Raw genomic sequence first — 316 nt, forward strand, 5'->3', positions numbered from 1 at the left:
CAAGCGACTGGTGTGGCCTATGAAAAGGATGGTGTCGACCATACCGTGATGGCACGTCACGAAGTCATCTTATCAGGTGGTGCTTTTGGCTCACCCAAAGTTCTGATGCTATCAGGCATTGGTCCTGCTGAGCATTTGCAGGCGCACGGTATTGAGGTCGTGGTCGATGCCCCTGAAGTCGGTGGCAATCTACAAGATCATCTGGATGTAGTTTTTGATTATGAAGTGAATACCAAAGATGTCATTGGGGTTGGCTTGGCGACTATTTCGACCTTAACCAAGAGCATACGCCAATGGAGAAAGGATGGCACTGGCC

At 49.7% G+C, this 316-nt stretch carries 1 protein-coding gene; it reads left to right on the top strand.

All coding sequences use genetic code 11. From position 1 onward, the window contains the following. The coding region (locus AAEY75_RS14420) for a GMC family oxidoreductase N-terminal domain-containing protein (protein WP_352259945.1) at positions 1 to 316 on the top strand (316 nt) is incomplete at both ends.

It is taken from the genome of Psychrobacter sp. TB55-MNA-CIBAN-0194, from assembly GCF_040309505.1.
Lineage (GTDB): Bacteria > Pseudomonadota > Gammaproteobacteria > Pseudomonadales > Moraxellaceae > Psychrobacter > Psychrobacter fozii.